Genomic DNA, 20,198 nt, shown 5'->3' on the forward strand with positions numbered 1-20,198 from the left:
AAAACGATTGCACCGATCTTCCCGTATTGATCGACCCCGGCGGCTCGGACGGGAAGATCTGCTGAACGAATGCTACTGAGCGGTAATTTTTGCGGCGAAGTCGGGTTCCTATGGAGGGGATCACACCGCAGAGTCGGCCGGAAGCGACGACGCGCACCCGCGTAGAGGGAGTCGGGTTCGTTGTGGTATCGGACGTATAGTCCGGATATGGCTCTTCATGAGACGAAGGACGCGCAATCCCGGGACGCCGACGTGGACGTGTTCGCGTCCGTCCTGAGCGGCCAGATCCTTCCCAAGTTCCGCATGCCCGACGAACCCTCGCCCTCCGAGGTGGTCTACTCCCTCCTCCACGACGAGCTGCTCCTCGACGGCAACGCCGCACAGAACCTGGCGACCTTCTGCACCACCTGGTCGGACGACGGCGTGCACCGCCTGATGAACGAGTGCCTCGACAAGAACATGATCGACAAGGACGAGTACCCCCAGACGGCCGAGATCGAGGCCCGCTGCGTCAACATCCTGGCCGACCTGTGGAACGCCCCCGCCGGCACCGCGGGCACCGGCTGCTCCACCACCGGCTCCAGCGAGGCGGCCATGCTCGGCGGCCTCGCCCTCAAGTGGCGCTGGCGGGCCCGGCGCCGCGCGGAGGGCAAGCCAGCGGACCGCCCCAACCTGGTGTGCGGGCCCGTACAAATCTGCTGGGAGAAGTTCGGCCGGTACTTCGACGTCGAACTCCGTCAAATCCCGTTGGAGCCCGGAGCCACCGGCCTGGTCCCGCACCAGCTCGCCGCGCACGTCGACGAGAACACCATCGGGGTCGTCGCCATCCTCGGCGTCACCTACACCTGCGACTACGAGCCCGTCGCCGCACTCTCCGCCGAACTCGACCGGATCCAGGCCGAGTACGGCTGGGACGTCCCGATCCACGTGGACGGCGCCAGCGGCGGCTTCGTCGCCCCCTTCCTCCACCCCGACGTGGTGTGGGACTTCCGGCTGCCGCGCGTGGCCTCCATCAACACCTCCGGCCACAAGTACGGCCTCGCCCCGCTCGGTGTCGGCTGGATCGTGTGGCGCACCGCCGACCTGCTGCCCGCCGACCTCGTCTTCGACGTGGACTACCTCGGCGGCGACATGCCGACCTTCGCCCTCAACTTCTCCCGACCCGGCGGCGAGGTCATCGCCCAGTACTACCTGTTCCTGCGCCTGGGCCGCGAAGGCTACCGACGCGTTCAGCAGGCCTGCGCCGACACCGCCCGCTACCTCGCCGGGCAGATCGCCGACATGGGCGCCTTCACCCTGCTCTACGACGGGGACGGCGCCCTGCCCGCCGTCTCCTACACCCTCACCGACCCGGCGGGCGCCGGGTTCACCCTCTACGACCTCTCCGACCGGCTGCGGATGCGCGGCTGGCAGGTGCCCTCGTACCCGCTGCCCGCCGATCGCCAGGACACCGTCATCCAACGCGTCCTGATCCGGCACGGGGTGACCCGCGACCAGATCGCCCTGCTGGTCGCCGACCTGCGCCGGGCCGTGGAACACCTCGGCGCCCACCCGCAGCCGGTGCCCACGACCGAACCCCGGTCCGGCTTCCACCACTGAGGCGCGGCCGGCCGGGCCCGATCAGGGGGACGCCGACCAGCGCATGCCGAGGGCGGTCAGGGCGGCCGTCCGGTCCGGGGTGAGGGTCCCGGCCCGGGCGCGCTGGTTCGCGATCCACGCGCCGAGCCGCACCTCGCGGTCGCCGACCGGCTCCACGTGCGCACGGGGCACCCGCAGGTGCCCTTCTCGGGCGTGGAACCGCCGGGCCGCCTCCAGGTGCTCGGCCCAGGCCGCCGCGTGGCTGCGGCGCGGCGGGGGGCGTTCCGCCGCGGCCGCGGGGGTCAGGCCCAGCGTGTGCTCCAGCAGCCACCGCTGCGCCCACACCAGCCGGTCCCAGCCCAGCCGCTGGGCCCGTACCCACTGGCCCAGGTCGTCGCCCTGGACCACCACGCGGCCGGGCTCCAGGGGCATCGCACCGCCCGCGTCCAGATGGGCCCGGGTCAACACGAAGGCCCGCTGCCAGCCGATGTCCCACGCCGGACACCAGGACGGGTCGATCTCCTCCAGGGCCTCCCGCCGCTCCCGCGCCAGCGCCCCGGGCCCCTCCCGGCGGGCGGCGGCCCGGTTGTTCTTGACCCACACCCCGACGGGCACCCCCCGCCAGGTCGCCTCCACGGGCGGCAGCAGGTGACCGTGGTCGGCCGCCCAGGCCCGGGCCGCCGCGAGCCCCTCCTCGAAGGCCACGTCGAAGTGGTTCCACACCATGCCGAGTTCGTCGAGTTCCAACGTCCGGTCCCGCCCGAGCGCGCCCCTGCGGTACGTGCGCCGCGCGTCGGCGATCCACTGGCCCAGCGGGAACCCGGCCAGGGCAGCCGGTAGCCCCTCGGCCGCCGGGACCTTGTACGCGAACGGCACCTTCAGGTTCCCGGCCGCGGCGGCGTAGACCCGCGCCGCCTCCGCGCCCCGCCGCCACCGCGTGTGCTCCGGGTTCAGCACGCGCAGCCGGATGAACGCCGCCAGCAGCGCCGGGTCGTGCGGCGTGGAGAAGCTCAACAGGGCCGCGGCTCCGGGCCCCGGACCGGCGCCCGGCCCCGCCGTCCCCGCGGGCGCGGGCGTCCGGCTGGGCGCCTGCGGTTGGGCCAGCGCCTCCACGAGCCGGGAGTCGTGCGCCCGCAACGCCTCCAGCAGCCGGGCGAGGTCACCGTAGGCGCGGGAGGTCAGCATCGAGTCGGGGCTCTCCCCGGGACCGAGCAGCACCGGCACCACCAGCGAGGCGACCTTCCCTTCGCCCGGCCGGATCCGCAGCGCCCGGCCGACGGCCTGCACCAGGTCCGGCATCGAGCCGCGCACGTCGGCCCAGAAGACGGAGTCGCACTCCTTGGTGTCCACCCCCTCACCCAGCACCCGGACGCTCCCGAGGAAGGCCTTGTCGGCGATCCGGTCGTCGGCGAACGCCTCCAGCACCCGTCGGCGGTGCCCCACCGCGTGCTGCCCGCTCAGCCAGTCCGCCCACACCGTCCGCGGGTACACGGGCAGCGGGGACCGGCTCGTCGCCCGCATCCGTGCCGCGACCGCGGGCAGCCCCGCCGCGAACGCCTCGGCCTCCTTCGTCAGGTGGTGGAAGACCAGCGTCCGCCGGAACCCCTGGGCGGCCGCCGCTTTGACCAGCGCCGCCTGCAGCGCCGCCAAACGCATCCCGCGCACCTCGTCCGAGCGGCCGTCCGGACCCAGCAGCATCGCGGAACGGAACCCCGGGTCCGAGACGTCCACGCACACGACGCGGTACGGGGCGCAGATCCCCCGGTCGATGGCCTCCGACAGCGACAGGGTGTGGCAGCGCGCGCCGAACGGGCCCAGCGGGTCGTCCTCCATCGACGCGACGAGGGTCCCCCCGCCGCGCGGGCCCGCACCGCCGAGCGGCTGCTCGGTAGGCTCGGTGTGCTCGGTGGGACCGCCGTCCTCGGCGTCCTCGGCGTCCTCGTGATCCTCGGCGTGCTCGCCGTCGCGCCACACCCGGGGTGTCGCCGTCATGTACAGCCGCCGGACGGACGCGATCCGGGTGTTGTCGTGCACCACCGCCCAGGGCTTGCCGATCCGTCCGGACGTCCGGTGGGCCTCGTCGACCACGATCAGGTCCCAGGACGGCAGGGCCGCCCGGTGCGCCCGCTCGATGGTGCCCAGGCCCAGCGAGGCGTACGTGGCGAACACGGTCACCCGCTGCGCCGGCCCGCTGGCCCACCGGGCCAGCTCGGCCGGTTCGGTGGTCGTGGGCAGGCCCACGTCCTCGCCGCGCAGCGAGCACACGGCGAAGGCCCGGCCGGTCCGGCCGCCCTCGCGCCAGGCGGTCACGGTCTGCACCAACAGGTCCAGGGAGGGCACCAGGACGAGCACCCGGGACGCCCGCAACTCCTCGGCGGAGCGCACCGCGACGAGGGACTTGCCGGACCCGGTGGCCATGATCACCTGGGTCCGCAGGCCCCGTGCAGGCACCCGGCCGTCCGCGGGCAGCTGAAGCGCGCGGACCACGGCGTCGACGGCTTCGCGCTGGTGGGGTCGCAGTTCCCGCCTCGCCACCGCTCTCACCCCGCCCGCTCTCATCTGCCCCTTCGGCTCCAGGCCCTATCTTGCCCGGATTCTGAGTCAAGGGGGTGAGGGAGCGCGGGTGGGCGGGGGGAGCGACGGGGTCGGGGCGGCCTCGGGGCGTCCCGGGACGGACTAGACGTGGCCCCGCGGCTGCCCGGCGGTCACAGCACTAGCGGGCACCGAAGTTCTGCGTCCACCACGGGCCGCCGGCGCCCGGCTGCATGCCCACGCCGAGGTCCTTGAAGGAGCAGTTGAGGATGTTCGCGCGGTGCCCCGGGCTCTTCATCCACGAGTCCATCACCGCCTGCGCGGTCTGCTGCCCCTTGGCGATGTTCTCGCCGTACGTCGACCAGCGGTAACCGGACGCCGTCGTCCGGGCCCCCGGGTCGGCCCCGTCGGGGTTGGTGTGGTCGAAGAAGTCGCGCCGGGCCATGTCCGCCGAGTGCGCCTGGGCGGCCGAGCGCAGCTGCGCGTCGTCCTTGAGCGGGCCGCAGCCGGCCGCGGCCCGCTCGGAGTTGACCAGGGCCAGGACCTGGCCGACGACCCCCTGCGGGGCGGGTGCCGGAGCCGGGGCGGCGGCCTTCGTGGTCGGCGGGTCGCTCCGGGTCGGCGAGGGCGCCGCCGAGGAGGACTTGACGACGGACGGCGACGGCGACGCGGACCGCGAAGCGGAGACCGACGGGGAGGGGGAGGTCGACGCGGAAGGGGAAGCGGAGGCCGACGCGGAGGGCAGCGGGGTCGCGCTGTCGGGCGCCGACAGGGCCGCCAGCGGGGAGGCCGGTGCCGCTCCGGTCGCCTCGGTGTCCCCCGCACGGGGGAGCGAGCCCAGGTAGACCAGCCCGCCGCCCGCCACGCAGGCGGCGACGACCGCGCCGCCGATCGCCCGGCGTCGGTTCTGGCGCCGCTTGCGCAGCGCCCCGCGGCCGCTCGCCGCGTCACCGTCGCCGACCTCGCCGGCCTTGCGCCGCGCGGCGCGACCCGGCCCCGACACCACCGGGGTCAGCTGCGTCGCCGCGTCGGCGAACGAGGCCGCCGCGACCGGGGTCCAGCCGGCCGCGACCGCCGACCGCGCGCCCGCCAGCAGCGCCGCCGTGACGGGCACCAGGGCCAGCCCGGCCAGCAACCCCTCCGCGGGCACCAGTCCGTTCCACAGCCCCGAGCACCGCAGGCACTCGCGGGCGTGCCGGGCTACTCGCTTGCGCCACAGCGCCGAGGGCCGCCCGTCCCAACCGGCCGTCATCGCGCGCAACCCGTCGCACGGGGGCTGCGCGTCCAGGGCCCGCTCCACGACCCGGGCGGCCTCCAGTTGCGCCTTCATCCGCTGCACCCGCACAGCGGTGTGCTGCGGGGTCAGCTCCAGTGCCGAGGCGACGTCGGCCCGGGTCACCTCCCCGGCGCACTCCAGCCACCACAGGGACAGCAGCGCCCGGTCGTCGGGCTCCAACCAGCGCGTGGCCCGGGCGGTCTCGCGGCGCTGACCCGACAGGTGGAGCCGTACGACGGTCAGGTCGGCGAAGTCGGCGCCCGGGTCGGCGACGTCACCGGCCTCCTCCAGTCCGCTCGCGCCGGCCCCGTTGTCGCGGGCCTGCCAGTGCGCCCGGATCCGGTTCATCGTGATCGCGACCAGCCAGGAGCGGAAGCTCTCGTCCGACCGCAGTCCGCCCAGTCCGTCGAGCGCCCGCAGCATGGTGTCCTGCACGACGTCGTCCACGTCGCAGGACCCGTTCAGGGCCCGGCCGACGATGTTGTAGACGAGCGGCAGGTGGGCGCTGACGAGCTCGTCCTGCGCGCGGGGATCGCCCGCGCGGGCCGCTGCCACCAGTGCTGCCGTGTGCTGTGTGCTCATGTGAAAGTCCCTGTCCGTACCGGCGGTCGATGATGCCCAATAACGTGGAGACCGTCGAGAGGGGCCCCGATAACACTTATCCGGAAGAAGTTTCCGGCGCCACTTCACCGGGGCCCGGCGGCCGGCCCGGGCCGGTCACGACGGACGATCACGACAAGGGGTCACAACAGGGGGGTCAGTGCCCGCGCGGCGGTGCGCAGGGCCGGTGCGTACGCCTCGATCTCCTCGCGGGAGACCAGGAAGGTGACGGTGGTCACCGACACTCCGCCGACCGGGCGCCCGTCGGCGCCGAGGACGGCGGCGCCGACGCACCGGATCGTCGGCTCGTTCTCCTCGTCGTCCACGGCGAACCCGCGCTCCCGCACCGCCTCCAGCTCGGCCGCCATGGCCTTCGCGGTGGTCAACGTACGCGGCGTGCGCGCGGGCAGTCCGGTGGCGTCGAGGAGTTCCCGTCGCTCCCTCGGGGGGAGGTGGGCGAGGACGGCCTTGCCGATGGCCGTGGTGTGCAGCGGCACCCGCATGCCGATCCGGGAGGCGGTGCGGAACGGCTGGCCGCTCTCCAGCTTGTGGATGTAGGTGATGGTCTCGCCGCTGTGCAGGGCCAGGTGCACCGTCTGACCCGTGGCCTGCCGCAGGTCGTCCAGGATCTGCTGGACGCTCGCCGGCTCGCCGCCGCCGACCGCGGCGGACAGCCCGCGCAGTCGCGGGCCCACCCCGTAGCGGCCCTCGCCGTCGGAGCGTACGAAGCCCTGGTCGACCAGGGCCGCCAGGATGCGGAAGGTGCTCGACTTGGGGACCGCCGCCGCCGTCATGACGTCCGTCAGCCGGTGCGGGCCGCCGGGCGCGGCCACGGCCTCCAGGATCCGCAGCGACTTCTCCAGCGCCGACCCGGCCGCCGACGTTCGGCCGCCGGCGCGGGGGGAGGGGCCGGCCGGTTCGCCCGGACCGGCCGGGCCGTTGTCGTGCGCCGGGTCCGCCGACCGTGCTCGCTCCGTTGACACGCGGGCTCCCTGGGTGTGTAAGGTCTGGACCACTGAGTTCCATTACACGATATGCAGTTCCGCTACGTGGAACAAATCGGGGGGTCCGATGTCCTGTCATCCGTACGCGGTGCTGGCCGCTCAGCGCCTGCTACCGGTGTTGCGCGACCCGGGCCCGGACGAGGCCGTCCGGCGCACCGGCGCCCTGCTCGCGGCGGGCTGCCGCGCCGTCGAGCTCACCACCTCCACCCCCGGCTGGGCGACTGCCGTAGCCCGCACCGCCCCGCTCACCGACGCGCACGGCCGCCCCGCCCTCATCGGCGTCGGTACCGTCACCAGCGCGGCCCAGGCGCGGGAGGCCCTCGCCGCCGGCGCCGGCTTCGTGATCTCCCCCTACCCGGCGCCCGAGGTGCGCGAGTTCGCCGCGCGGCACGACGCCGTGTTCATCGAAGGCGGCTTCACCCCCGGCGAGATCGCCGCCGCCGCCCGCCACGCGGGAGCGGCCAAGGTCTTCCCGGCGCACGTGGGCGGCCCCGGGTTCATCCGCTCCCTCAAGGCCGTCCTCCCCGACGCGCTCCTCGTGCCGACCGGGGGCATCCGGCCCGGCGAGGTCCGGGAGTGGCTCGCCGCCGGAGCGAGCGCCGTCGGCATCGGCAACGGCCTGCCCGACGACCCGGCCGAACTGGCCGCCGTCTTCGCGGAACTCGCCGGACCGTGCTGCGCCGACTGCGCCCCGGAGCGCTGACCGTGTCCCCCTCCGCCGCCGCTTCGCCTTCCCCTTCCCCTTCGCCTTCGCCTTCCCCTTCGTCTTCGCCTCCTTACGACGTCCTCGTCCTCGGCGAGGTCCTGGTCGAGATCCACACCGACACCGCCCCGCGCGACGCCGTCGCCGGCACCCCGGCCCGCATCTCCTACTCCGGCGACGCGCTCAACGCCGCCGCCGCGGCCGCCGCCGCGGGCGCCCGTACCGCCCTGCTGGCCGTAGTCGGTGACGACGACCTCAGCGTGCCGCTGCTGCGCCGCGCCACCGACCTCGGCGTGGACGTCTCCCACGTCCGCCGGGCCCCCCGCCCCAACGGCGCGTACCTGCTCTGCGCCGACACCGAGGGCGAGCGCGAGTTCGTCTACTGGCGCACCGCGGGCGCCGGTTCCACCCTCGCCCCGTCCCACGTCGACTCCTGGCGCACCCTACTGACCTCCGCCCGTTCCCTCATCACCAGCGGGATCACCGGCGCCCTCTCCCCGACCGCCCGCGAGGCCGTGCTGGACGCCGCCCGGACCGTCCACGCCGCCGGCGGGCACCTCACGTACGACCCCAACTACCGCGCCCGGCTCACCGGGCGGGACGAGGCCCGGGAGCTGCTGGCCCGGATCGCCCCGCTGACCGGGCTGCTCAAGACCTCCTGCCCCGGGGACGCCCTCGCCCTGGTGGACACCGCCGACCCGGCCACCGCGGCGGCCCGCTGCCGGGCCCTGGGCGCCCGCGCCGTGGCCGTGACCGCCGGCGCGGACCGGCTGCTCCTGGACGACGGCACCGGGCCGGCCCACCACCCCGTCCCCGTCAACCCGCACGCCGTCGACGCGACCGGCGCCGGGGACTGTTTCACGGGTACCGCCACCGCCCGCCTCGCCCTCGGTGACACCCTCGCCGACGCGGTGGCCTACGGCACGGCGGCCGCCTCCCTGTCGGTGTCCGGCCGAGGCGGCACCGGCCACGTCCCCGCCTTCACCGACACGGCAGCCCTGGCGGCGAGGCACCGGCGGGCCTAGTGCTGTGACCGGAGAAGTCCACCGGGTCGCGGCGCCCGGCGCGGCACCTCGCCGCGTTGTCGGGCCACGGAAGTACGTCCAGTACGAGCCGCGGCCCTCCGCCTTGCGATGCACCGCACCGAACACCACGACCCGGCAAACCTTTCCGGCCACAGCACTGGAGGGTGTGGACCTCTTGCGGGGTGCCGAAGGCCGTCACCACCACGGCTTCGAGACCCCGCGCGGGGAGGTGGGCCATCGCCGCCTGCGCGGCCGAGCCGACCGCCGGGGGTTTCGCTGCTGCTCCGGGGAAGCGCCCGGAGCCCCTGTCGAGGGCGCTGCGCGGGCCGCGCGCCGGGGCCCGCCGCACGAGGTCGTGCCGCGTTCGCACCTCGAAGGCCGTTGTCCCGACGCGGAGTTCGACCTCGGGCCGCGTCGCCGGCCTCCGCTCGATGAGCAGGCCCGGGCCGGGACGCCCTTCGGGGAGGAGCCCCGCGCCCTCATGCGCGGAGGCCACGTGGTGGGCGCCGCCGGGCCGGTGTGGATTTCTCGGCCCGGCGGCGCCGGTCAGGGGGTCGGCCAGGGGGCCGGTCGGCGGCGATCCGCCGGCCGGCCCGGGCCGTCAGCGGCCGCGCAGGCCCCGGTCGACGGCCTTCGTCAGCTCACCGTCGGCGGTGTCTCCGTCCAGGGACCAGAACATCGCGCCGCCCAGGCCCTCCTCGCGGACGTACTCGGCCTTCTGGCGCAGCACCTGCGGGTCGTCGTACGTCCACAGGGTGGTGCCGTCGAACAGCCAGGCGTGGCCGCCGCGCCGGTCGCGGTGGACCTCGTAGGTCCCCGAATCCGCCAGCCGCTTCAAAACCTTGTAGTCCTCGTAGCCGGCCGCCCAGGTCGCCGGAGCCGGTCCGGTCGCGGGCTGTGCGATGCCGTCCCCGCCGCCGCGGACGCCGGTCCAGCCCTGCCCGTAGAACGGCATGCCGACCACCAGCTTGTGCGCGGGCGCACCCCGGTCCTTCCAGGCCCGCACCGTGCCGTCCACGCTGAAGTCCTTGCGGGCGTACAGCGCCGACTGCTGGGCGGTGTTCTTCTCGCCCGACACGTGGAAGTCGTAGCCCTGGAGGTTGACGAAGTCCAGGTCGCGCATGATCCGGCGGACGTCGAAGCCGGCGTCGATCTTCGCGGGGGCGGTCGGGACGAAGGCCGTCAGCTCGTACTTCCGCTTCTGGGCGCGACCGTAGGCGTCGAGCTGCGTACGGAACTCCTTGACCAGCTCGGTGAAGTTGCGCTTGTCCTCGGGTCGGAACACGGTGCCGGTGTTCGCCTCGGACCCGGGCCACTCCCAGTCCAGGTCGATTCCGTCGAAGACCCCCGCGGCGGCTCCGGCCCCACCCCGCGCGCCGTCCTGCGGCAGGTTCCCCTTCACGTACAGGTCGATGCAGGACTCCACGAAGGCCTTGCGGGAGGCCGGGGTGAGGGAGGCGTCCGAGAAGTGGGTGGACCAGCTCCAACCGCCCAGCGAGATCAGCACCTTGAGGTTCGGGTGCTTGGCCTTCAGCTCCTTGAGCTGGTTGAAGTTGCCCGCGAGGGGCTGCTCGGAGGTGTCGGCCACCCCGTCGACGGAGTTCGCGGCGTCCAGCGGTCGCGCGTAGTCCGCCCAGGCATCCGCCTGACCGGCCACGTTGCCGGTGAAGCACTTCCCCTCGGCACTGACGTTGCCGAAGGCGTAGTTGATGTGCGTGAGCTTGCTCGCGGTCCCGTTCGCGTCGAGGTCCTGGACCTGGAAGTCGCGTCCGTAGACGCCCCATTGGGTGAAGTACCCGACCTTCTTGTACGTGCGGCCGTGACCGGCGCTGTCGTCCTGCGCGCCGGTGGCGGCGGGTGCGAAAGCGGTCAGCAGGGAGAGGGAGCAGGCGGCGACGGCGAGCCTGCCGATCGTGCTGCGGCGCATGGGCTTCCTTTGCGGATCCGGGGAGTGGTGGTCCTGAGCCGTGCGTAACGCGTGCGCTGTGCAATCCGGAAACTATTGGTCTGGACCATCTGGGTCAAGGGGCTGTCCACCTCGGATTGCGCCCGCCGGGGGGTCCGTCCCAAATTCATCGTTCACGGCCCTGGGCACCTCATGAGCTCCTCGCTACCCTCCGCGCATGATTTCCACGGTGGTCTGGGGCACGGGCAACGTAGGCCGCGCGGCGATCCGCGCCGTCGAAGCCCACCCGGCGCTCGAACTCACGGCAGTGCTCGTCCACAACCCCGACAAGGTCGGCCGCGACGCGGGCGAACTCGCCGGACTCGACCACCCGTTGGGGGTGGCCGCGACCGACGACGTCGACGCGGTCCTTGCCGCCCGACCCGCCGCCGTCGTGTACGCGGCGTCCGGCGACGTCCGCCCCGACGACGCGCTCGCCGACCTGGTGCGCGCCATATCCGCCGGCGCGGCCGTCGTCAGCCCCGCCCTCTACCCGCTCTACGACCACCGCAACGCCCCACCGGAGTTCCGCGACCCGGTGCTCGCCGCCGTCGCGGAGGGCGGCGGATCCCTCTTCGCCTCCGGAGTCGACCCCGGCTGGGGCAACGACGTCCTGCCGCTGCTCCTGAGCGGCCTCGGCACCACCATCGACGTGATCCGCTGCCAGGAGATCTTCGACTACTCCACGTACGACCAACCGGACTCGGTCCGCTACCTCGTCGGCATGGGCCAACCGATGGACTTCGAGCCCATGATGCTCATGCCCTCGGTCCCCACCATGGTCTGGGGAGGGCAGGTCCGCATGATGGCCCGCGCCCTCGGGGTCGAACTCGACGAGATCCGCGAGACCTCCGACCGCCGCGCACTCGACACCACCGTCACCACCCGCACCATGGGTGACTTCGAAGCCGGCACCCAGGGCGCCATCCGCTTCGAGGTCCAGGGCATCGTCGAGGGCGAACCCCGCATCGTCATCGAACACGTCACCCGCATCCACGCCTCGTGCGCCCCCGACTGGCCCACGCCGCCCGACGGCGCCGGAGCCCACCGCGTGATCATCGAAGGACGCCCCCGCATCGAGGTCACCATCGAGGCGACCGACGAGGGCGAGAACCGCTCCGCGGGCGGCAACGCCACCGCCGTCGGCCGGCTGGTCGGAGCCATCGACTGGCTCGTGGCCGCCGAACCCGGACTCTACGACGCGCTCGACATCCCGCTGCGTCCCGCAGTCGGCAAACTCGGAAGGAAGCAGCCGTGAACATCGACATCCCCGAGGGGCAGCACCCCATCGAGTACGTATGGGGGGACATGGTGCCCGGCATCGGCATGGCCGCCGCCAACTTCTCCCTCTCCGTCTACGCCCACACCACCCTGGGCCTAAGGGAGTTCGAGGCGGCCCGGCTGCGCATCGCGCAGATCAACGGGTGCGTCTTCTGCCTCGACTGGCGCACCGACCGGGACGGCGAGAAGGTCGAGGAGGAGTTCGCCGACGCCGTCACCGACTGGCGCACCACCAAGGCCTTCGACGACCGCACCCGGCTGGCCGCCGAGTACGCGGAACGCTACGCCCTGGACCACCACGGCCTGGACGAGGACTTCTGGGAGCGGATGACCGCGCACTACAGCCAGTTGGAGATCGTCGAGTTGAGCATGAGCATCGGCTCCTGGCTCGCCTTCGGGCGTCTGAACCACGTGCTCGGGCTCGACAGCGTCTGCATGCTGCCGGGCAGCTGAGCCGGGACGGGGCTGGGGACACGGTGCGGGGCCGGCCGGAGAGTCCGGCCGGCCCCGTCGTCGTCGGGCCCCCGCTAGAGGTCCGTGGCGATGATCTTCTCGATGTTGCGCTCGGCGAGCGCCGTGATCGTCACGAACGGGTTGACGCTGGTGTTGCCGGGGATCAGCGCTCCGTCGATCACGTACAGGCCGGGGTGTCCGTGCAGGCGACCGTAGTTGTCGGTCGCCCTGTTCAACACCGCACCGCCGAGCGGGTGGTAGGTGAGGTGGTCGCCCCAGATCTTGTTCAGGCCGAAGAGGTCGGTCCGATAGATCGTGCCCTCCTTCGAGTTGATCTTGTCGAAGATGCTCTTCGCCATGTCGATGGACGGCTGCTTCCAGGCGGTCTGCCAGTTCAGGCCGACCTTCTGGGCGGCGGCGTCCCAGGTGAACTCGGCGCGGTGCGGGTTCTTCGTGATCGACAGGTAGAACGAGGCGTACGTCTCGATCCCGGTCGGCAGCGGTGCCACTTCGGCGAAGGCGCCGCCGGCGTCCCAGTTGTCGATGCCCCCGCAGGGGATGGAGGACTGGACCTTCCCCGTCGCGTCCCACATGTGGTTGGCGCGGCCGCACATGACGTTGCCGTTGTCGCCCCAGCCCTTGCCGATCTCGTTGTTGAGGTTCGGCAGCGCCCCGGTGGCCTTGAGCTTCACGAGCAGCTTGCTCGTACCGACGCTGCCGGCCGCGAAGAACACCTTGTCGGCGACGACGGTCTTGGTGGCGATCGTGGCCCCGGTGGTGTCCAGTTGCTCGATGACGACCGTGTAGCCGCCACCGGCCGAGGGGGAGACGGTGGTGACCCGGTGCAGGGGCGAGATGCTGACCTTGCCGGTGGCGCGGGCAGCGGCGATGTACGTCTGCTGGAGGGACTTCTTGCCGGCGTTGTTGCCGTAGAGGATCTCACCGGCCACCGCGGACTTGGGGACGGTGCCGGCCACCTCCTTCTTCATGTAGTCCCAGTCGTAGACGTCCGGTACGAACACGAAGGGGAATCCGGAGCGCTGGGCGTGCTTGCGGCCGACGCGGGAGAACTGGTAACAGTCCACCGTCTCGAACCAGTTGGGGTCGACGAGACCCACCCCGAGGCCGGCATTGGCCCGCGGGTAGTAGGTGTTGTACATCTCGTCGGCGTTCACGGACGGCAGGATCGAGGCGAAGTTCTGCCGCTTGGGGGTCACCGCCATGCCACCGTTGACGAGCGAGCCGCCGCCGACTCCGCGACCCTGGTAGACGATGATCCCGCCCATCTCCTCGGCGTCCAGGATGCCCGTGTACTTCGGGACGTCCTTGTCGATCGGGAAGCCGAGGAAGTTGCTGAGCGGGGCCTTCGTCCGGGTGCGCAGCCAGTAGGAACGGTAGTCCGGCTTGGTGGTGTTGGCGAAGATCTTCCCGTCGGTGCCCGGGGTGTCCCACGCCATGCCCATCTCGATCATGTGTACGTCGACACCCGCCTGGGCGAGGCGCAGCGCGGCGACGGAGCCGCCGTACCCGGTGCCGATCACCAAGGCGGGGACGCGGGCCCCGGACTCGATGGGAGCGTTCGCGACGGCGGCTCCCGCGGCGGCCCTGGCGTGGGCCGGGGTCGCGTTGACCGTCAGGGCCATGGCTCCCAGAATAGAACCAGTTCCAGCGATAAATCCGCGTCGGGAAACACCGCTGGAAACCTTGCTGTTCAGGCCTTTGTCACTCATGTGACGTTCCTCACTCTCGACGGAGTGAGAACAAGTTCTACTGTCGGGTGGCTGGTAAGTCACTACATACGGCGAGGTAACTTGTGCCTGATTCCGGTTGCCGGCGGCCCGGGGAGCCGGGGGTGGGGGGCAGGGCCGGGAGTCAGGTAAGGCTCCAGTGGCCGACGTCGTCGGCGAGTCCGGCGTCGAGTGCGAACCGCACCGCGGCCGGGTGGGCGTCCGCGGGCAGGCGGAAGGTGACGAAGCCACCGGCCAAGTCGCCCGGGGCGAGCCGCAGCGCGGCGGGGAACGGCCTGCCGACCGTGGTCGGCTCGTCCGTACCGGTGAACCGGTGGCCGCCGGCGTCCAGCAAGTGGGTGGCGGGCGCGGGGGAGTCCTCGTAGGCGACCGTGCCGGTGTTCCCCAGCCGCAGCGCGACCACCACCAGCTTCCCGGCCCCGCCCTCGATGGTGGCGCCGTCCGCCGCGGGCGCCGCCGGGTCGAGGACCCGGGTGAGGGTGGGACCTCACTCCCTCCCCCCTCACCCCTTCCGTCCCGCCATCCTCCGCGTCCGTGCCTCCTGCCACCGGCCCGGCCGCGCGGGAGTCCGTAAGCTGGGCGGATGCAGGTATTGGACGCGGACGATCCGCAGGCGATCGCCGTCACGGCCGCCATCCGCAGCGGAGACCTCCCGGCACTGCGACGGCTGTTGGAGTCGCACCCCGGGCTCGCGACCGCCCGGATCGTCCGGCGCGGCGAGGCCGCGGGGGAGCGCGGCCTGCTGCACATCGCGACCGACTGGCCCGGCCATCACCCGCGCACCGCCGAGGTCATCCGTACCCTCGTGGCGGCCGGCACGGACCCGGCGGCGCGGTTCGTGGGCGCCCACGAGGAGACCCCGCTGCACTGGGCCGCGAGCAACGACGACGTTCCCGCCCTCGACGCCCTCGTCGAAGCCGGCGCCGACATCGAGGCCCGGGGCGGCGTCATCGGCGGCGGCACCCCGCTCGCCGACGCCCGGGCGTTCGGACAGTGGCGGGCAGCCGACCGGCTCCTGGCGCTCGGCGCCCGCCCCGACCTCCACGACGCGGCGACCCTGGGGCTGCTCGACCGCGTCACCGCCCTGCTCGCGGCCTCACCCACGCCCCCGGAAGAGATCACGAGCGCCTTCTGGGGGGCCTGCCACGGTGGCCACCTGTCCACGGCGCGGTACCTGCTGTCCCAAGGCGCGGACATCAACTGGATCGGCCACGACGACCTGACTCCCCTCGACGTGGCTCTGACCAGTGCGGACACCTCCTTGGGCGACTGGCTCCGTACGCGGGGCGCTGTCACCCGGGCCGAGATTTCATCCAGTTGAGCCCCTAAAACATGTGGATCTTCGAGCGACGCCGTGTCATGGTTGGTCTCGCCGAAGGGGTGTAGCTCAGCCGGCCAGAGCAACGGTCTCCAAAACCGTAGGTCGCAGGTTCGACTCCTGCCGCCCCTGCCACACGTGAACGATGTCGTAGCAAGCAGCACGGACGAGCGCCCGCACGGGGAAAACCTCCCCGTCCGGGCGTTCGTCGTTCGCCGTTCCGCCCGGTCCGCGCCCCTCGTGCTTTCCGGGGCCTCGGCGGGCGGTGAGTGCGCGGGCTTCGGGCGGCGGGCGCCGATAGCCTGGCCGCTCACCGACCCGGGGGATCACGATGAGCGACACCACCACGCTGGGCGACCGCATGAAGCGGTACGAAGCCGCACACAGGACGGTCCTGCCGCGCTCCACCTACACGATCCTGCGCCTCGACGGCCGCGCCTTCCACAACTACCTGCGGGATGCCGTCAAACCGTTCGACATGGCGTTCGTGGAGGACATGGCCGCCGTGACCGAAGCGCTCTGCGCGGAGGCGGCGGGCGCCGCCATCGCCTACACGCAGTCCGACGAGATCAGCCTGCTCCTCACCGACTTCGCCACGCCCGCCACCGAACCGTGGTTCGGCGGGGTGGTGGCCAAGCAGCTGTCCGTCGCGGCGTCCCTGGCCACGGCCGTCCTCAACGAGCGACGCCCGGGCCGTCGGGCGCTCTTCGACGCGCGCGTGTTCACCATGGCGGACCCGGTGGAGGTGGCGCACTACTTCTTGTGGCGCCAGCGGGACGCCGTCCGCAACAGCATCGCCATGGCGGCGCAGGCCCACTTCCCGCACGAGCGTCTCCACCGGGTGTCCACCGGCGAGATGAAGGGACTCCTGCGGTCGGAGAAGGGAGTGCACTGGAACGAATACCCCGACGCCTGCAAACGCGGCCAGGTCGCGACCAGGCTCACCGGTGAGCGGATGGTCGAGTACGTCGACAAGCGCACCCGGGAGACCATGCGGACCACAGCGGTCCGCTCGTGGTGGGAGGTGTCCGGAGCGCCGCGGTTCACGGTCGAGCCCACGGGGTGGCTGGCCGGGATGATTCCCGACATGCCGGCCCTTTCCGTGACGGGCCGGTAGAGCGGTGGGGCCCGCCGCCGCAGGATGCGGTGACGGGCACCGGCGGGCCGCCGCACGGCATGCGGCGGCCCGCCGGGTTACCGAGGGGACGGGGTCTGCTGCGTCACCTCGTCACGGATGAGGTAGCGGTGCTGCTCGTAGACGAGACGGGCGTCGTCGCTGGGGAGCGGATCGCTCCGCAGGCCGCAGGCGCAGGTCACGGTGGTGAGTCCGGACAGGGGCTGGTGTGCCCGGCCGAGGCTTTCCGGGTAAGTGTCGCCCTGGTGGTTTTCGAGGCGGAGACGATGACGGGAGGCAGGGGGCTTGCTCATGCACCCATCATCGCTGCTGGGACGCCCGGGCACCGGCTGCGGCTCGATCGTGCACGCCGAGCGTCGGCACCCCGTCCCCCTTCCCGGGCGGGGCCGGACCGGTCCGCGCCGGGGGCCGAGCCCGGCAGGGGGGGGCGGCGCTCAGTCCCTCGACTGCTCAGCCGCCGTACGGACGGGTGATGATTTCCATCCCGTGCCCGGAGGGGTCCGGGAAGTAGACCCCGCGGCCCCCGTCGTTGTGGTTGATCTCGCCCGACTGTTTGCCCTGCGGATCGGCGAAGTACGGAATGCCCGCAGCTCGGATCTTCTCGAAGGCGGCGTCGAACTCCTCTTCCGAGATCAGGAACGCGTAGTGCTGCGGCACGATGGATTCGGCGGGGATGGTCGCGAAGTCCAGGCTGACCCCGTTCCCGGTGGCCACGACGATGAACGGGCCCCATTCGGCGCCGACTTCGAGACCGAGGACGTGTGCCAGGAACGTGGCGGACTCCCGGTTGTCACGGGAGTGGATGATCGTGTGATTGAGCTGAACCGACATGGGTGAATGCCTCCGGAAGGCATGTCACGGACACCTCCATGCCTCACCCGGTCGGTGACCGACACGCGATGCCGTCGGACACGACCCTAAGCAGCACCTGCGCGGGAAGTCCAGGGGTATCGGTCCGTCGGCCCCTCGCTCCCGGACGGGCTCCCACCCCGCGCAACCGGGGCCGACACCGCGAAGGGAAGGCTCCGAGGGTGGGGCGAAGGCCAAGCTGCCCCCGTACCGATGACTGCCAAATGCTACGCGAATTGCCCCCTCCCCCTCCCCGTACGGCTCGCCCGCGCCCTTCCCGGCCCGTGTCCGCGGACCTCGTCACCCCAGCCGGACCACCACCTCCTGGGATGACCCCGCCGTCCCGACGAGGCTCCCGAACTCGATCCGCAGCTGAGTTCCCCCGACCGCCGAGACCACGCTCTCCGGCCGGGACAACACCGTCGCTACAGCCCGGCGCCAGACCAGGGTCAGCGCCCCCAGGGTCCGGGCCGGGTCCGCGACGGACAGGGAGGCGGTGCCGTCACTCCTCAACCGCACCATGACCGAACAGGGGCCGCTCGCTTCCAGCGGCCCGACGGCGCCGGCCTGCCAGAAGTTGACGCCGGTGAAGCCGAGCGAAGCAACGGACACCCCCTGGCCCGTCGCGGAGTTGGCGAGCAGGGTCAACCATGACGACGCGGCGGCCCGTGCGGCCGTCTGCGTCGTGCTCGCTCCGGGGAGCACCTGGTAGAGGTACCCGGCGTCGACCGGGTCCCTGCCGTGGTCGTACCAGAGGGTGGCGTAACGCCGGGTGAGGGCAGTGGTCGCTCCGCCGCGGTTGATGTCGTTCCACCGCCCGGTGCGTTCTTCCCGCAGGGCCTTGAACGGGCCGGGGCCCTGCAGGACGTACCCGCCGAAGCCCGCCAGATGGGCCCAGCCCGGGGCGGTGAAGGTGGCCGACCAGCCGGACCGGGCCGGCTGGACGCTGCCACCGATGGTCAGGGCGTGGGTGCCCTTCACTCCCAGGTTGCGGTTGTCGACCACCGACTCCACGGGGACCCCGTCCGAGGCGCGGATGCCCGCCCCCAGACAGACGACCGTGTCCGCGAGGAAGAACCAGGACTTGCGGGCTTCGAGCGTGCTTCCCAGGCCCCGCAGGTGCTGACCCACCGCCGCGAACTCCCCGTCGGTGCTCCCGCCCACCCAGGCGGCGTCCGGCCGGGACGCGCCCCAGTCGCCTCCCGCCCCGTCGGCCAGGACGGTGCGGGCCACCGTCGTGCCCGGCAGCCGGCGCGGGTCCACCGTGGGCCAGAACGCGTCGGAATACTGGCCGTTGCCGTACGTGGAGCCCCACCAGGAGAGCATCCCGCTTCCGGTGTGCCAGCCGCGCAGGTGCTCGCCGTTGCCCGTCTCGTAGTGGGTGATCCGCCGGGACGCCATGGACAGGGAAGCGGCCCAGCCCGGCCGCCGGTGGGTGGCCCGGTCCATGGAGGCGAAGAGCCGGTGCCCGACCGGCTCGGGCGCCGGAGCCACCGCGGGGTCGGCCCGGAGGTCGGCGAGCCGGGCGAGGGCGGACAGCCCGAGCGTCCGGTCCGCCAGCGGGGGGCTGTAGTAGGAGCGAGCCGCCCACCCCTTCACCAGCCCGCGCCACCGGATGCGCTCGGCGGCGCTCGCCCCCTCGGCGAGCAGCAGGATGCCGGCCAGCACCGCGTGCCCCCGGGTGTGGTCGTCCTGCTGGACCTGGCGGGCGTCCGAGACGAGCAGCCCCCGACTGACGGCCCGCCCCGACACGGCGTCCATGACCAATCCGTTGAAGAGGAAGGGAGCCCAGGCCCGCTCCACGGCATCCAGAACGGTCTGCGCCCGGGGATCCGTGATCTGCCACGGGGTGTTCTTCAGGAGCGCGAACAGCATGCCCAATCCGCCGAGGAACACCGCACCGTACGTCCCCGTATAGGGCACCCACGTGTGCTGCACGAACGAGCCGTCCCGGTACAGCCCGTCCCCCGTGGTCACGTACGGGAACACGGGGGAGAGCGCGTCGCGGGCAAGGGCCGTCTTCGCGTCCTCCTGCCCGACCACCCCGCGCACGGCCAGCACCCGGCACAGGTCCACCCGGTTCGCGCCCGTACTCGTACCGCTGTACGAGGCGACGGCGGAGTCCGGTACGAAATGATCGACGGCCGCGCAGAAGCGGCCCAGCCGGTCCGAACCCAGCTGCTCGTACAGCAGGACGCACAGGTCGAGGAGGGCCTGGGGAGCGCCGATCTGCCAGCAGTACCAGTTGCCGTACCGCACCTGGCCCGCGTGGTAGACCTCCGCGTGCAGATGGTCCAATCCCGCCAGCAGGGAGGCGAGCACCCCGGCGTCTCCGGTGAGACCCGTTCCGGGACGCAGAAAGCCCTCCGCCATCGTCCGGAGCCGGTAGTAGCTCTGCATCATCCGCTCGGGATCCGTGGCGAACGCGAGATCCGGCCAGAGCGACCCGGGCGACGGGGCCATGGCGGCGGCCCATCCGCCGACCTGTTCGCCGAGCTCGGCGAGCCTTGAACGGAACGGCTCCTCCGTGACCGGGAACCCGCCGCCCAGGACCAGGTCGCGCCAGACCGCACGCATCGCCTCGTGAACATCGGCCGCGGGATCGGCACCCGCTCGTTCGGCGGCTCCGCCGAACACCAGCGCACCCCCGCCCGCCGCAGCAAGGAAGGAACGCCTGCTCCACACCCTTTTCACCGCAACCTCCTCATCCCGTCCCTACCGTTCTCCGATGTCACCGCGCATGCCGCTGCC

At 72.6% G+C, this 20,198-nt stretch carries 16 protein-coding genes and 1 tRNA gene; 8 read left to right on the plus strand and 9 right to left on the minus strand.

What is annotated here, in order from left to right; genetic code table 11:
* Positions 1-207 precede the first annotated feature (207 nt).
* A complete protein-coding gene (locus AB0D46_RS07010) occupies positions 208-1,599 on the plus strand; it encodes a glutamate decarboxylase (protein ID WP_362876237.1) in 1,392 nt (463 codons plus the stop codon).
* Between the two features lie 21 nt (positions 1,600-1,620).
* Here the strand turns inward: AB0D46_RS07010 and AB0D46_RS07015 are convergent, their stop codons facing one another.
* The 3 genes from AB0D46_RS07015 to AB0D46_RS07025 form a co-directional block, all read right to left on the minus strand.
* Positions 1,621-4,113 carry a Helicase associated domain protein gene (locus AB0D46_RS07015; protein ID WP_362876238.1) on the minus strand — a complete coding sequence of 831 codons (2,493 nt, stop codon included), beginning with the start codon at positions 4,111-4,113 and terminating at the stop codon, positions 1,621-1,623.
* A 178-nt stretch (positions 4,114-4,291) separates the two neighbouring features.
* Positions 4,292-5,968 carry a sigma-70 family RNA polymerase sigma factor gene (locus AB0D46_RS07020; protein ID WP_362876239.1) on the minus strand — a complete coding sequence of 559 codons (1,677 nt, stop codon included), beginning with the start codon at positions 5,966-5,968 and terminating at the stop codon, positions 4,292-4,294.
* Between the two features lie 161 nt (positions 5,969-6,129).
* Positions 6,130-6,969: an IclR family transcriptional regulator gene (locus AB0D46_RS07025; RefSeq protein ID WP_362876240.1), complete on the minus strand. Its 840-nt coding sequence runs from the start codon at positions 6,967-6,969 to the stop codon at positions 6,130-6,132.
* Positions 6,970-7,057: 88 nt separating this feature from the next.
* Here AB0D46_RS07025 and AB0D46_RS07030 point away from each other — a divergent pair, with 88 nt between their 5' ends.
* Positions 7,058-7,693, plus strand: a complete 636-nt coding sequence (locus AB0D46_RS07030; protein ID WP_362876241.1) for a bifunctional 4-hydroxy-2-oxoglutarate aldolase/2-dehydro-3-deoxy-phosphogluconate aldolase — start codon at positions 7,058-7,060, stop codon at positions 7,691-7,693.
* A gap of 2 nt (positions 7,694-7,695) precedes the next feature.
* Entirely contained in the window at positions 7,696-8,718 is a 1,023-nt protein-coding gene (locus AB0D46_RS07035; protein ID WP_362876242.1) for a PfkB family carbohydrate kinase, read from the plus strand.
* A gap of 601 nt (positions 8,719-9,319) precedes the next feature.
* Here the strand turns inward: AB0D46_RS07035 and AB0D46_RS07040 are convergent.
* Complete coding sequence (locus AB0D46_RS07040) at positions 9,320-10,645, minus strand: glycoside hydrolase family 18 protein (RefSeq protein WP_362876243.1); 1,326 nt, start codon at positions 10,643-10,645, stop codon at positions 9,320-9,322.
* Positions 10,646-10,841: 196 nt separating this feature from the next.
* Here AB0D46_RS07040 and AB0D46_RS07045 point away from each other — a divergent pair, with 196 nt between their 5' ends.
* The gene (locus AB0D46_RS07045; protein ID WP_362876244.1) at positions 10,842-11,921 is read left to right on the plus strand and encodes a dihydrodipicolinate reductase; all 1,080 of its coding nucleotides are present in this window, start codon (positions 10,842-10,844) and stop codon (positions 11,919-11,921) included.
* A complete protein-coding gene (locus AB0D46_RS07050; RefSeq protein ID WP_362876245.1) occupies positions 11,918-12,397 on the plus strand; it encodes a carboxymuconolactone decarboxylase family protein in 480 nt (159 codons plus the stop codon). The genes AB0D46_RS07045 and AB0D46_RS07050 overlap by 4 nt, the downstream gene beginning before the upstream one ends.
* 74 nt (positions 12,398-12,471) lie before the next feature.
* Here the strand turns inward: AB0D46_RS07050 and AB0D46_RS07055 are convergent, their stop codons facing one another.
* On the minus strand, positions 12,472-14,127 hold the full coding sequence (locus tag AB0D46_RS07055) for a GMC oxidoreductase (protein ID WP_362876246.1): 1,656 nt from the start codon (positions 14,125-14,127) through the stop codon (positions 12,472-12,474).
* A gap of 142 nt (positions 14,128-14,269) precedes the next feature.
* Positions 14,270-14,548 (minus strand): hypothetical protein, encoded by a 279-nt coding sequence (locus AB0D46_RS07060; protein WP_362876247.1) that lies wholly within the window; start codon positions 14,546-14,548, stop codon positions 14,270-14,272.
* A 180-nt stretch (positions 14,549-14,728) separates the two neighbouring features.
* Here AB0D46_RS07060 and AB0D46_RS07065 point away from each other — a divergent pair, with 180 nt between their 5' ends.
* From AB0D46_RS07065 to AB0D46_RS07075, 3 genes are all read left to right on the plus strand, one after another.
* The gene (locus AB0D46_RS07065; RefSeq protein WP_362876248.1) at positions 14,729-15,466 is read left to right on the plus strand and encodes an ankyrin repeat domain-containing protein; all 738 of its coding nucleotides are present in this window, start codon (positions 14,729-14,731) and stop codon (positions 15,464-15,466) included.
* Positions 15,467-15,521: 55 nt separating this feature from the next.
* A tRNA-Trp gene (locus AB0D46_RS07070) sits at positions 15,522-15,598 on the plus strand.
* Positions 15,599-15,794: 196 nt separating this feature from the next.
* Complete coding sequence (locus AB0D46_RS07075; protein ID WP_362876249.1) at positions 15,795-16,580, plus strand: tRNA(His) guanylyltransferase Thg1 family protein; 786 nt, start codon at positions 15,795-15,797, stop codon at positions 16,578-16,580.
* 77 nt (positions 16,581-16,657) lie between these two features.
* Here AB0D46_RS07075 and AB0D46_RS07080 read toward each other — a convergent pair whose 3' ends face one another.
* The 3 genes from AB0D46_RS07080 to AB0D46_RS07090 form a co-directional block, all read right to left on the minus strand.
* The gene (locus tag AB0D46_RS07080; RefSeq protein ID WP_362876250.1) at positions 16,658-16,891 is read right to left on the minus strand and encodes a hypothetical protein; all 234 of its coding nucleotides are present in this window, start codon (positions 16,889-16,891) and stop codon (positions 16,658-16,660) included.
* 157 nt (positions 16,892-17,048) lie between these two features.
* Positions 17,049-17,429 (minus strand): VOC family protein, encoded by a 381-nt coding sequence (locus tag AB0D46_RS07085; protein ID WP_362876251.1) that lies wholly within the window; start codon positions 17,427-17,429, stop codon positions 17,049-17,051.
* Positions 17,430-17,747: 318 nt separating this feature from the next.
* Positions 17,748-20,141: a polysaccharide lyase 8 family protein gene (locus AB0D46_RS07090; protein ID WP_362876252.1), complete on the minus strand. Its 2,394-nt coding sequence runs from the start codon at positions 20,139-20,141 to the stop codon at positions 17,748-17,750.
* Positions 20,142-20,198 lie beyond the last annotated feature (57 nt).

Source organism: Streptomyces sp. NPDC048383, from assembly GCF_040651775.1.
Classification (GTDB): Bacteria; Actinomycetota; Actinomycetes; order Streptomycetales; family Streptomycetaceae; genus Streptomyces.

Coding starts and splice junctions, on each gene's coding strand:
- AB0D46_RS07080 (WP_362876250.1), bottom strand. CDS start 16,891: ATGAGCAAGCCCCCTGCCTCCCGTCATCGTCTCCGCCTCGAAAACCAC.
- AB0D46_RS07040 (WP_362876243.1), bottom strand. CDS start 10,645: ATGCGCCGCAGCACGATCGGCAGGCTCGCCGTCGCCGCCTGCTCCCTC.
- AB0D46_RS07075 (WP_362876249.1), top strand. CDS start 15,795: ATGAGCGACACCACCACGCTGGGCGACCGCATGAAGCGGTACGAAGCC.
- AB0D46_RS07020 (WP_362876239.1), bottom strand. CDS start 5,968: ATGAGCACACAGCACACGGCAGCACTGGTGGCAGCGGCCCGCGCGGGC.
- AB0D46_RS07010 (WP_362876237.1), top strand. CDS start 208: ATGGCTCTTCATGAGACGAAGGACGCGCAATCCCGGGACGCCGACGTG.
- AB0D46_RS07030 (WP_362876241.1), top strand. CDS start 7,058: ATGTCCTGTCATCCGTACGCGGTGCTGGCCGCTCAGCGCCTGCTACCG.
- AB0D46_RS07065 (WP_362876248.1), top strand. CDS start 14,729: ATGCAGGTATTGGACGCGGACGATCCGCAGGCGATCGCCGTCACGGCC.
- AB0D46_RS07045 (WP_362876244.1), top strand. CDS start 10,842: ATGATTTCCACGGTGGTCTGGGGCACGGGCAACGTAGGCCGCGCGGCG.
- AB0D46_RS07055 (WP_362876246.1), bottom strand. CDS start 14,127: ATGAGTGACAAAGGCCTGAACAGCAAGGTTTCCAGCGGTGTTTCCCGA.
- AB0D46_RS07085 (WP_362876251.1), bottom strand. CDS start 17,429: ATGTCGGTTCAGCTCAATCACACGATCATCCACTCCCGTGACAACCGG.